Here is a 10,664-nt window from a genome sequence, read left to right as displayed (position 1 = left end):
GGGCAGCCTTGAATGCCTAGCATGGCTTGCACATCACAGGCCGCCGCTGGGAAAGCGCGTTCACCACTGGTGGTCGCTACAATAATCAGATCGATGTCATGTTTATCGATGGCAGCCATGTCAATTGCTTGCACAGCAGCTTGATAAGCCATTGAGGCAACAGTATCTGTTGGCGCAGCAATACGACGTTCTTTAATACCGGTGCGAGTGACAATCCACTCATCACTGGTTTCTACCATCTGTTCAAGGTCAGCATTGGTGCGAACCTGTTCAGGCAAGTAGCTGCCTGTGCCCAAAATCTTACTATACATGAAGACTACTAATGCCTCTCGAGAAGAACTGCCTCTAAACGGTCACTTATCTTGGTTGGTATCTGCCGTTCGACCTCGTGCACCGCTTCACAAATAGCATTTTCGTAAGCGGCGATATCAGCGCGTCCGTGGCTTTTGACAACGATGCCGCGCAATCCTAGCAAACTTGCGCCGTTGTACTGGTCGGGTTTCAGCTGTTTTAGTTGATTAAAAAGATCAGAAAATAGCCATTTCGCGATCCAGCGCTTGATGGGATGCTGATTGAGATGTGTTTTTACTTGGTTAATCACCAAGCTGGCGACGCCTTCACTGGTTTTAAGCGCGACATTACCGACAAAGCCATCACAAACAATGACATCAGTTTGGCCCGTGTATATTTGATCCCCTTCTATATAGCCGGTGTAGTTCACTGCTTGGCAAGATTGCAACATATCGGCACATCGCTTTACCAAGTCGTTTCCCTTGATCTCTTCTTCACCGATATTTAATAAGCCAATACGTGGCATACGCCCAAGCTCTGCTTGGGCCAACACAGCGCCCATGACCGCAAACTGAAACAGTGTATCTGCATCGCAAGACACATTCGCGCCGAGATCTAACAACCATTTACGTTGTTGGTTTGCGCCGGGTAACGCGGTCACCAGCGCGGGGCGGTCGACGCCGGGAAGCAATTTTAGAAGGTGTTTGGAAAGTGCCATCAGTGCGCCGGTGTTTCCGGCACTGACGCAAGCATCTGCCTCACCATGCGCCACTTTATCTAGCGCAATACGCATGGATGTGCCAGTGCTACGGCGTAACGCCGTTGACGGGCGCATGTCGTTAGGGATCACGTCTGGGGCATGAACGATGGAAAGTCGGGAGTGATTTTGTGCGTCGCATCGAGTGAGCTGCGCGACAATTTGTGCGTGGTCGCCCACTAAAATCACATTTAGGTCCGCAAAACGAGACAATGCCTGCACGGAGGCAGGCACTGTCACTTGGGGACCGAAATCCCCACCCATCGCATCAAGTGCAATGGTTAGCCCAGTCAAGGTTCAACCTTACTTGTTGATAACCTTGCGGCCACGGTAGAAACCATCAGCAGTCACGTTGTGACGCAGGTGAGTTTCACCACTAGATTTGTCTACTGATACTGCTTGAGTACCCAGTGCATCGTGTGAACGACGCATACCACGCTTAGAACGGGTTTTACGGTTCTTTTGTACGGCCATTGACCCTACTCCTCGTTACTTTGCTTTAAGTTTTTTAGTACGGCAAACGGATTTGGACGCTCATCAGCAAGTGGGATTTCCCCATACACCATGTTGTCAGCACTCACTTTACAGTCRGTGTCTTCGTGCATGGCGACYTGTGGCAAGGCCACAATCAACTCGTCTTCGACGAGCTGAATCAGATCAATCTCACCGTTTTCGTCGACTAATGCCGGCTCATAAGCATCCGGTAAGTTGCCAACCTGGTCWTCATTGAAAACCGGGCTATAAACGAATTCAGTTTCATAGCGATAGGAGAACGATTCCCAACAACGCTGACACTCAAGGCTTACTGTGACGGCCGCATGGCCAGACACGGTTTTTAACCCTTGGGCATCAATGTCGAAAGAAAGCGTGACCTCAGCATCACTATCAATGCTTTGGGCTGCCTCACCGAGGCGCGCCAAACGCGATTTATCTACGATGCCATCGTAGTCAAGCCGCTTTTGTGCACTGCGGAATGGATCAACCGTCAGCGGTAGCTTTACCTTCTGCATAGGGCGCGAATATTAGCCTCCAAATGCGCTGGAGTCAAAGAAAATGTTGCCTGTGCTCAGGCCCTTTGTTGTCTTCTTGGCAAAAGACACAACGAATCGCAATAGTAAGAAGGCTTTCCTCTCACCGTCTTCCCATCAACGCCTTGGTTCTGGCCGAGATCCGACCATACTGCATCATGCACATCGCACGTTGACGACTTTCAGGTTAGACTGAAATATGAAGATAAACCAAGCTTTTTGTGCGCATTAAGACTCACACACATTAAAGGACATGTCATGCAACCTAAAATCGTGTTGGCATCCAGTTCCCCTTATCGACAAGCGGTATTTAAGAAACTCGCCCTACCCTTTACCGCATTTTCACCCGCCATTGATGAGAGCCGACAAGAAAATGAGCGCCCGACTGACTTGGTCGAACGTCTCGCATTAGAGAAAGCCATGGCGGGTATGCCTTTGTATGGTGACGCGTTGATCATTGGCTCTGATCAAGTCTGTGTGATTGATGAAGAGGTGCTCGGTAAACCCGGCACACGTGAAAAGGCCATTGAGCAATTGCTGCGAGCCAGTGGCAAGCAAGTCACTTTTTATACCGGCATTGCAGTCATTAACAGTAAAACCGGCCACCATCAATCCGATGTCGAGCCCTTTCATGTCGACTTTCGTGATCTCAGCGAAGCCGAGATCACACGTTATATCGATAAAGAATTGCCGTTAGATTGCGCCGGTAGTTTCAAATGCGAAGGGTTGGGCATCGCGTTGTTTAATGCCATGCACGGCCGTGACCCCAACACCTTAATTGGACTGCCGCTGATCCGCCTGCGCGAAATGCTCGAGAAAGAAGGCGTCTCAGTTATTTAACACTGCAGACAAAGTAGCGCCGCGCCTAGATGAGTGGCTAAGGCGCCATCGCATGACCCCGCAAAACCTGTCGCTTGGTACGGTGTCCCTTGTAAGCTGTGCGCCGGCGTATGGTGTGAAAGATCGCCGTTTTACCGGTGACTCATAGGATAAGACTATTCAGTGAGTCAACCACAGCAATCGGCGCGTAAGCCTGCAAGGTGTTTCGGTCGTGCACTCCCCATGTCACACCAAGACGGTCGACCATCGCGTTCGCTGCCAGTTGCATATCATGATGTGTATCACCCACCATTAACGCTTGCGCTGCGCCGACACCTGTTTGCGTCAATATTTCTTCGATCATCTGCGGATCAGGCTTAGAGGCTGTTTCATCGGCACAGCGTGTCACTTCAAACAGGTCAGCCGTTCCTGTTTCGGCTAACGCTCGGTCAAGCCCAGCACGTGATTTTCCGGTGGCCACGGCGAGTTTGAATCCGTCTGCCTTTAATGCTCTGAGTGTGGCCTTCACCCCAGGATAAAGCTGGCACGGGGTTGGGTTATCATGCACAAACTGTTGACGGTAATGCGCAATCCAGTGCGGATACCATTTAGGATCCGCGTCTGGATACAACAACGAATAGCCCTTCTCTAAACTCAATCCAATCATTTGTTTGAGTTGTTCCGGCGCAAGCGTGGGTAGATGACCGGTGAGCGCAGCGGCGGCCTCTAAGCTCGAGACAATCCGTCCGATAGAGTCCATGACGGTGCCATCCCAATCAAAGATAAGCAGCGAATAGGGTCTAAGTAACGGATGCACCGAGAGTGATTGCTCACCCTCACTCATCGCCGTCATCTCTTGTACTATCACTTGTCCGCTTTCACTCATGCATGCCTCACTATTCCACTACTTATTATCGGAAATTGTCTGATAGGGACCGTCCGGTTGCGCTTATTTACCGGTTTTCTTCCGCAACCCCTCAAGCGCACGTTGTAACTTTGCTTCCATCGGCGCGTCGAGATCCATGGTCTCTTCACGGCCCGGATGCACAAAGCGAATTTTCGCCGCATGCAGGAAGAGTCGATTTAGGCCGACTTGTTTGGTATAAGCATCAAAGCGCRGATCACCATAGCGGTCATCCCACGCGAGTGGATGACCCATATACTGCGCATGCACGCGAATCTGGTGCGTTCGTCCCGTCACTGGGCTAGCCTGCACCAGCGTCGCCTCCGCAAAACGCTCGATCACCTTAAAGCGGGTTTCCGATGGCTTACCATTGGGGTTCACACGCACAATGCTATTTACTTCATTTTTTAATAGAGGTGCCGTAACTTTGCGCTTTTTCGCAGGCCACTCCCCCATCACGAGCGCGTAGTAATCTTTTCGCRCTGTCTTTTCACGAAATTGTGCTTGGAGATGCCGTAATGCCGAGCGTTTTTTCGCAATCAGCAAGATCCCAGAGGTATCACGGTCAATACGATGCACCAACTCTAAAAAACGCGCTTTAGGGCGCAACGCACGCATGGCTTCGATAGCACCAAACTGTAGCCCACTTCCGCCGTGCACCGCAGTGCCCGATGGCTTGTTCAACACCAAGAGATGGTCATCTTCATAAAGAATGCAGTTTTCTAACTCAGCCACTTTGTCTAGCTTTGTACTTGGCGCCACTTGCTCATCGCGCTCAGGAAGCCGAATAGGCGGCACACGAATTAGATCGCCCGCTTGAAGCTTATATTCTGGTTTTATTCGTTTTTTGTTAACTCGCACCTCTCCTTTGCGAAGAACGCGATAAATCATACTTTTTGGGACATTTTTCAGCTGATTTCGCAGAAAATTGTCGATACGTTGGCCGGCGATGTCATCGTCAATTTCGATAAATCGCACTTTTGATTTTTGTTCTGTCATAGCGAGTGATTGTACCTCTAAGCGACGGGACATGCACCTATCTAAACCCCGCCTTCAACGCCGCTGAATACATGGCAGCAAAGATAATCGTGCAAAAAACGCGCACATTCGTCCGCTTTTTCTACCAACCCGACACAAGCAGCGAAAGCCGATTGCTGGACTCTGGTCTGGCTGCTATAGTTGCGGCGTTAGTCAGAAAAGGGAATCACTTTTCGGCGACATAACGGGCTTGCCTGTTAAAATATCCATAATTTCGAATGCTTTTCGTGCTTTACGCAGCACTCGGCGTAAGACGTAAGCCAAAAGCACCCGTTAGTGTGTTGACACGATGGCTGGTTGCCAGTGTCAGAGATATCCGCCATGAGTTTAAACACGGCGGACGCCAACTGCATAATCCGGTGAGCCACAATAACCGTCGCAGCTGGCCGATAAAAATTTGCCCGAGCGCACCCCTGATTTTCTCCAGCCGAGAGGCTGCACCATATCAGACTTGGGGTCAGGCAACATTGGCGACTGCTCTCGTCATCAACCGCTAATAACAACGATAAATAAATGAGAACAATCTGATGAAAAGAATGTTGATTAACGCAACTCAAAAGGAAGAGTTGCGCGTCGCATTGGTTGACGGTCAACGGCTGTACGATCTTGATATCGAAAGCCCTGGCCATGAATCGAAAAAAGCTAACATCTACAAAGGACGTATCACCCGTATTGAACCTAGCCTGGAAGCGGCATTTGTTGATTACGGCGCTGAACGACACGGTTTCCTCCCGCTAAAAGAAATCGCCCGCGAATACTTCCCTTCCGGTTATACCTATCAAGGCCGTCCTAACATCAAAGATGTGGTGAAAGAAGGTCAGGAAGTGATTGTCCAAGTGGACAAAGAAGAACGCGGTAACAAAGGCGCAGCACTGACGACCTTTGTCTCTCTAGCAGGTAGCTATTTGGTCTTGATGCCAAATAACCCGCGCGCCGGTGGCATTTCGCGTCGTATCGAAGGCGAAGAACGTAACCAGCTTAAAGAGGCCATGTCAGGTCTTGAATTACCGCAAGGTATGGGCCTGATTGTACGTACCGCTGGTGTCGGTAAATCGGCCGAAGAGTTAGAGTGGGACTTGAAAGTGCTACTCAACCACTGGCAAGCGGTTAAAGAAGCGGCATCATCCAACCCTGCCCCTTTCCTGATCCATCAAGAAAGTAACGTGATTGCACGTGCGATTCGTGACTACTTACGTCGCGATATTGGTGAGATCTTGATCGACAGCGAAAAAGTCTTCAAACGTGCGCAAGAACACATCCAGTTAATACGCCCAGACTTTGTCAGCCGTATCAAACTCTATGAAGGCGAAGTGCCGCTGTTCAGCCACTACCAAATTGAAAGCCAGATTGAGTCGGCCTTCCAACGCGAAGTACGCCTCCCGTCAGGCGGTTCTATTGTCATTGACCCGACCGAAGCCTTGACGTCTATCGACATCAACTCGGCACGGGCCACCAAAGGCAGTGATATTGAAGAAACAGCGCTACAAACCAACCTAGAAGCCGCGGAAGAAATTGCTCGCCAGCTTCGCTTACGTGATTTAGGCGGTTTGGTGGTTATCGATTTCATCGATATGACGCCTGTGCGCCACCAACGTGAAGTGGAGAACAAACTACGTGATTCGGTTCGCATGGACCGTGCACGGGTGCAAATTGGCCGTATCTCACGCTTTGGTCTACTAGAAATGTCACGCCAACGCTTGAGCCCGTCACTCGCCGAAGCCAGCCACCATATTTGTCCACGCTGTAAAGGAACGGGTGTTATCCGTGACAACGAATCGCTTTCTTTGTCGATTCTGCGTCTCATGGAAGAAGAAGCCATGAAGGAAAACACAGCGCAAGTTCTGGGTATTGTCCCTGTGCCTGTCGCCTCTTACCTGCTTAACGAAAAGCGTCGGTCGGTACAACATATTGAGAAGTACCACAATGTCAAAGTGGWTGTGGTGCCAAACGCGGATCTGCAAACCCCACACTTCGATGTGGTGCGCATCCGTGGCGGCGAAGAAATGGCAAGCTTGTCGTACCATCTGCCAAGCCAGCTTGAGTCGCTAAAAGAAGCGGAAACGCGCGAAGAACCACAACAAGCGCGTCCGGCGAAAAAGCGTGAAGAACCTGTTTTACAAGGATTTGCCGCGCCAAGCTCACCAGCGCCAGCCGCGAAGCCCGCCACCGAGGCAGCACCTAAACAGCCAAGCCTGTTAGCCAAGTTGGGTAAGTTTTTATCTTGCCTATTTGCACGAGACAACACGTCTGAGGCAACGCCAAGTCAAGCGAGCACGCCATCGAGCAACCGTCAATCGGGTTCATCGACGCGTCAACAACGTAGCAAACGCGATCAAAGTGGACGCAATAAACCTCGTCAAAATCAGGCCGCGCCGCAAAAAGACGAGCAAGATGACAACGCACAAGATCGCAACCGTAACAACAAGCCTCGCCGTAGTAACAAGTCGCAAGATGAGCGTCGCGACAATAACCGTAAAGGCAAGAAAAACCGTAACGAGAAGCCAAAGTCAGCCCAAGCTGACAAGGTAGAAACGGCAAAGAAACAGCCTGAGAAAGCGGACAATAACGCGGATAACAAGGCAGAAAAAACGGAGAAGGTGAAACAACGTCGCCAACGCCGTAAGCTAAACCGCAGCGTGCGTGTCAACAAAGACCAGCCCGATGCTGTAACCGCATCTGCACAATCACAAGAACCGGCAAAAGGGAAAGATCTCCAACAAGTCGGTGCCGATGTGGCGCAGCAAGCTAAACAGCAACAAACAGACAACGGCCAAAGTCAGCAAGACAAGCCTGCACGTGAAGAGAAGCGCCGCAATCGTCGTTCTCCTCGTCACCTGCGTGCCAGCGGTCAACGTCGTCGTCGCCGTCCAATGGTGAAAAGCCCGATGCCACTCACCACCGGCATGGCCTCGCCAGAAATGGCGATGGGTAAAGTCTGGTCGGCCGAGCAACCTATCAAAGTAAAACAGGACCGTCGTCGCCAAGACAAACGCCAAGCCGCATCTGTGATTGCAAGCGGTGTTGCACGCCCTGAAATGGCGATGGGTAAAGTGATTGTGATGCGCACACCGAGTGTCGCCGCAACGCCAACGCCAGAGAAGAAGCCAGTCGTTGAGCCAGTGCCAACCTCCCCTGTGGTTGAAGCCACGCCATCGGTAGCCGCATCACCGGCACCAGCGACCACGCCAGAACATGATCCAAATGTGGCCTTGGTGACGGAGAAAGTGATTGAGCGTGAAGCGGTTATCACAGCGCCTCAATCAACCATTCGTTATCGTCGCGCAACATCACCAATGATGAAAGCGCCTGCGCCAAACCAAGTGGTTGATCATTCGCCAGTGCGCATCGCCGCCTTTAAAGTGCCCAATGCCAACGCGAAAGCGGCTGGCAGCGCAGAAGCGCGAGCCGCGGCTCAAGCACCGGCAACCAAGCCTCAGTATTAAATCGATACTAACGCTTAAACGTGATGAGAAAGCCCCAGCAGCGCTGGGGCTTTTTTTTCAATAAAACCATTAACTATCGGGAAAAGTGATAAAAATGCGCCGATCCACACGCTTCTCGACCAACTTGCTTGTCAAAGCAAAAAAAGGAAGTAACGTCACTGTTTAGCATTCCTTCTGCCTGTTTAGCGTTGCAGACAGAATCATTAAATAGCTGCTTTAAGGACAAGGCTGTTGATCATGAGAAAGCTGTTTATCGCTCCTCCGTTTAAGCGCCTTCATCACACCTTGATGATGGCTTTTCTCCTGCTGAGTTTATTGCCTCTGATTCTCGTGGCACTTTTTTTCCTTAATGCTCACAGCAAGGATTTGCAAGAGCAAAGCACCGCACACCTACTTTCTGTACGTGATAGCAAGCAACAACAAGTGCGTGATTACTTTGATGCTAAAGAATCTGAAGTGTTAGGGTTCGTCGCATCAGAGCTTGCCTATGCCAGTGGCGGCCACTTTTATGGTTTGGTCAACGCCTTCCGTAGCCTAGGCCCTGACATGGATTCCGCCCGGCAGTATGCACAAACTCGCTACCATCCCGGTTCAGGTCATGCGATAAAAACGCCCGTCAGCAAAGGCTCGCCGAATTACCCCGGTGTAGAACGCTACCGCTTACTGCACAAACGTTATCATCGCGCCTATTTAGCACTATTGGCACGTGCAGACTTCGACGATCTGCTACTCGTCGATAAACAAGGTAATGTCACCTATTCAGTCAAAAAGCATTCGAACTATGGGACCAACTTATTGACGGGCCCTTACCAAGATACCAAGCTGGGTCACACCTTTGCCGCGCTAAAGCGCCAAGATAGGCAGGTGAAAGGTAAGCGCGATCCTCACCCTAATGTCGTCATGTCAGACTTTGCCCAAGATCCGGATGGCAACGCCTATGCATGGCTCGGCGCCCCCATTATTCAGCAAGGCTACCTGCACAGTTATGCCTTGTTTCGGCTTCCCAATCACGCGCTGACCGCGTTAATGACCCCTTCCTCTTCATCCGACATTCAAACCTTGTTAGTCGGAGACGATCTGCAAGTGCGCGGCCATTCATCTAACCCAGAGACGATTGCCAACAGTCTGGCAGTGATTGAAAAGGCACTGGATAATCACACAGGGGTTGAACGCTATGACAATGCGTCCGGCGACACCATGCTGGCGGCCTTTGCACCTATCTCAACCCATGGCTTGCATTGGGCGCTTGTCGCCGAAGTGCCTATCGACATTGCATTTGCGAGAGTTCGCCAACTCGAACAACTGTTCGTCGTAGCGATGCTGTTGGCCGGCTTTGCCGTGTTGGTCGCATCGAACAGTATGTCGAATTTTATTACTCGTCCTTTGTTGCAGCTGACATGGGCCGCAGAGAAAGTGAGTGCGGGGGATCTGGATACCAAAATTCACCATACCCGTCGGCATGATGAAATCGGGCGGTTGGCGGTCAGCTTTTCTCGTATGCGGCGCGCTATCCGTGAAAAGCTTCAGCTTATCCACCAGCAAAATCAAACACTTGAACAAAGCTTGGCGACGATTCAAGAGCAAAACCAAGAGTTGCAGTTGGCTAACAAGCTCAAAGACGAATTTCTAGCTACCACCTCGCATGAATTACGCACGCCTTTGCATGGCATGATTGGAATTGCCGACGCCTTGATCGCTGGTGCGAATGGTCCAATTAGTCGTGATCACCAATACCAGCTTTCGATCATTGTCAACAGCGGCCAACGACTGGCGAAATTAGTCGATGACCTGCTCGATTATCATAAAATGCGTTATGGTCAGCTCTCGCTTGAAAACGAAGCGGTCGATATCACCAGCCTAGCGCGTCTGGTCCTTTCTTTGGCTGAACATCTCAAAAAAGATAAGCCCATCCGTATCATCAATCAGCTCCCCACGTCCTCTTTGTGGGTCTGTGCCGATACCCAGCGCCTTGAGCAAGTGATGTATAACCTGATTGGTAATGCAGTGAAGTTTACCGATGCCGGTAAGATAGTATTGAGTGCCGAAAAAATTGATGACAGGGTTCGTATTCAGTTAGTCGATACCGGGCAAGGGATCCCGCCCGAGCAACTGAACGTGATCTTTGAGCCACTCACTCAAGCGGTCAGTGACCACTACCACTATCAGCATGGTGCCGGGCTGGGCTTGTCGATAACACGTCAGCTAATTGAGCTTATGGGCGGTCAGCTTTATGTGAGCAGTCAGCCACAAATCGGCACCACATTTAGTTTTACCTTACCCGCGACCCAAGCACCTGACGAACCAGTTGTTCATTTACCCAATGACGAACAGCCTTCTCCCATCTGGCAACCCCTTACCCCACAGGACGTCGAGAATAAGGAGCA

At 50.8% G+C, this 10,664-nt stretch carries 8 protein-coding genes and 1 pseudogene; 3 read left to right on the top strand and 6 right to left on the bottom strand.

From position 1 onward, the window contains the following. The 4 genes and pseudogenes from BZG83_RS14555 to yceD form a co-directional block, all read right to left on the bottom strand. Positions 1–311: pseudogene (locus BZG83_RS14555) on the bottom strand (3-oxoacyl-ACP synthase); the annotation flags it as partial. A gap of 8 nt (positions 312–319) precedes the next feature. Then, positions 320–1,342 (bottom strand): phosphate acyltransferase PlsX, encoded by a 1,023-nt coding sequence (gene plsX, locus BZG83_RS14550; RefSeq protein ID WP_069589097.1) that lies wholly within the window; start codon positions 1,340–1,342, stop codon positions 320–322. A gap of 9 nt (positions 1,343–1,351) precedes the next feature. Further along, positions 1,352–1,522 carry a 50S ribosomal protein L32 gene (gene rpmF / locus BZG83_RS14545; RefSeq protein ID WP_069589095.1) on the bottom strand — a complete coding sequence of 57 codons (171 nt, stop codon included), beginning with the start codon at positions 1,520–1,522 and terminating at the stop codon, positions 1,352–1,354. Positions 1,523–1,527: 5 nt separating this feature from the next. After that, the gene (gene yceD, locus BZG83_RS14540; RefSeq protein WP_077481592.1) at positions 1,528–2,058 is read right to left on the bottom strand and encodes a 23S rRNA accumulation protein YceD; all 531 of its coding nucleotides are present in this window, start codon (positions 2,056–2,058) and stop codon (positions 1,528–1,530) included. 276 nt (positions 2,059–2,334) lie between these two features. Between yceD and BZG83_RS14535 the strand changes: the two genes are divergently transcribed. Then, the gene (locus BZG83_RS14535) at positions 2,335–2,916 is read left to right on the top strand and encodes a Maf family protein (RefSeq protein WP_077456001.1); all 582 of its coding nucleotides are present in this window, start codon (positions 2,335–2,337) and stop codon (positions 2,914–2,916) included. A 142-nt stretch (positions 2,917–3,058) separates the two neighbouring features. Here the strand turns inward: BZG83_RS14535 and BZG83_RS14530 are convergent, their stop codons facing one another. Further along, positions 3,059–3,781: an HAD-IA family hydrolase gene (locus BZG83_RS14530; protein WP_241825783.1), complete on the bottom strand. Its 723-nt coding sequence runs from the start codon at positions 3,779–3,781 to the stop codon at positions 3,059–3,061. A 63-nt stretch (positions 3,782–3,844) separates the two neighbouring features. Next, complete coding sequence (gene rluC, locus BZG83_RS14525) at positions 3,845–4,798, bottom strand: 23S rRNA pseudouridine(955/2504/2580) synthase RluC (protein WP_077481594.1); 954 nt, start codon at positions 4,796–4,798, stop codon at positions 3,845–3,847. Positions 4,799–5,364: 566 nt separating this feature from the next. Here rluC and rne point away from each other — a divergent pair. Both rne and BZG83_RS14515 read left to right on the top strand, forming a co-directional pair. Beyond that, positions 5,365–8,280, top strand: a complete 2,916-nt coding sequence (rne, locus tag BZG83_RS14520) for a ribonuclease E (protein WP_198929740.1) — start codon at positions 5,365–5,367, stop codon at positions 8,278–8,280. A 237-nt stretch (positions 8,281–8,517) separates the two neighbouring features. Next, positions 8,518–10,664, top strand: a 2,147-nt coding sequence (locus BZG83_RS14515) for an ATP-binding protein (RefSeq protein ID WP_131825099.1), incomplete at its 3' end; no start/stop codon positions are given.

This window comes from Salinivibrio sp. PR919 (genome assembly GCF_001995355.1).
Lineage (GTDB): Bacteria > Pseudomonadota > Gammaproteobacteria > Enterobacterales > Vibrionaceae > Salinivibrio > Salinivibrio proteolyticus.
The sequence above is the reverse complement of the archived record's forward strand: the minus strand, read 5'-3'. Positions and strand labels throughout refer to the sequence as shown.

Bases quoted from the DNA above. Each gene is read 5' to 3' on its own strand.
- BZG83_RS14535 (WP_077456001.1), top strand. From the start codon at position 2,335: ATGCAACCTAAAATCGTGTTGGCATCCAGTTCCCCTTATCGACAAGCG.
- BZG83_RS14530 (WP_241825783.1), bottom strand. From the start codon at position 3,781: ATGAGTGAAAGCGGACAAGTGATAGTACAAGAGATGACGGCGATGAGT.
- rpmF (WP_069589095.1), bottom strand. From the start codon at position 1,522: ATGGCCGTACAAAAGAACCGTAAAACCCGTTCTAAGCGTGGTATGCGT.